Here is a 917-nt window from a genome sequence, read left to right as displayed (position 1 = left end):
CTATTGGGAGACCCCGACCGATTACCGAGCTAGCGTCTCAAGGGGTTTCGTCGTGATGAAGCCCCAGGCCTACAACGTCCCCAGCGAGGCATTCGTTCGGGATTTCCGAACGCCAGTCAGCCCGCTCAACCTTACACCAAAATATGTCTTCGAAGGTTTCGCCAAGTGCTGCTATCCGTACCAGAAATTCGACTCCGACACAGAGCGGGAATTCGCGGTCATCGTGGAGGCTGCCAGCGAAGCCGGAGTGTTGCGCTGGATGAAACCCGCAATCGGTCAGTTCAGGATCGAATACGCGTCCGGGCAGTCATACGAGCCGGATTTCGTGGTCGAGACTACCAAGGACAAGTTCATCATTGAGATCAAGGCGAAGAATGAGATGGCCGACCCGATTGTTCAGGCGAAGGCCAAGGCTGCCCGGAAATGGGTGCATCACGCAAATGAGCACGCCAGGGATACGGGCGGAAAGCCGTGGACTTATGTGCTCGTGCCACATGACGCGGTGAAGCCAAGCGCGACGCTGGCCTCGCTGGTTTCGGCCTATTCGCAGGCAGGGGAGCTTGTTTGAGGGCGTGACCAAGGTTTTGAAAAGGCCCGAGGGGGCATCGGTCCAGTGACCAGAATGAATCATGAAAGACCGATCTTCAAACTCCTGGCTGACCTCAAACGCGACAAGAGCAGAACGCCGCCAGAGAGCTTATTAAAACTGGAAAAGAAATATTCTTCGACCTTGCAGAGCAACGATGGCACCAAGCTAAGAGGATCTTCGGAGAAAAAGATCATCCATGAAGTGGCGCTAGGAATTTTCGATCATGTGAAGCGGCACAACGATGTTCGGGTCATTCACTCTCTGCTGAATGCCGTCGAAAAGGAAGTTTACAAATCGGCGATCAGCGAATGGTTTCGCCGTGATGGAA

1 protein-coding gene and 1 pseudogene are annotated in these 917 nt (G+C 54.2%); both read left to right on the top strand.

Features of this window, described 5'->3' with window-relative positions:
• Positions 1-568 (top strand): annotated as a pseudogene (locus tag EN994_RS33265) (restriction endonuclease subunit R); the annotation flags it as partial.
• 45 nt (positions 569-613) lie between these two features.
• On the top strand, positions 614-917 hold a 304-nt coding region (locus EN994_RS33260), incomplete at its 3' end, for a hypothetical protein (RefSeq protein ID WP_206530567.1).

Source organism: Mesorhizobium sp. M7A.F.Ca.CA.002.09.1.1 (assembly GCF_003998555.1).
Lineage (GTDB): Bacteria > Pseudomonadota > Alphaproteobacteria > Rhizobiales > Rhizobiaceae > Mesorhizobium > Mesorhizobium ciceri.
Note: the sequence above shows the minus strand (reverse complement) of the source record. Positions and strands in the feature narration are given on the sequence as shown.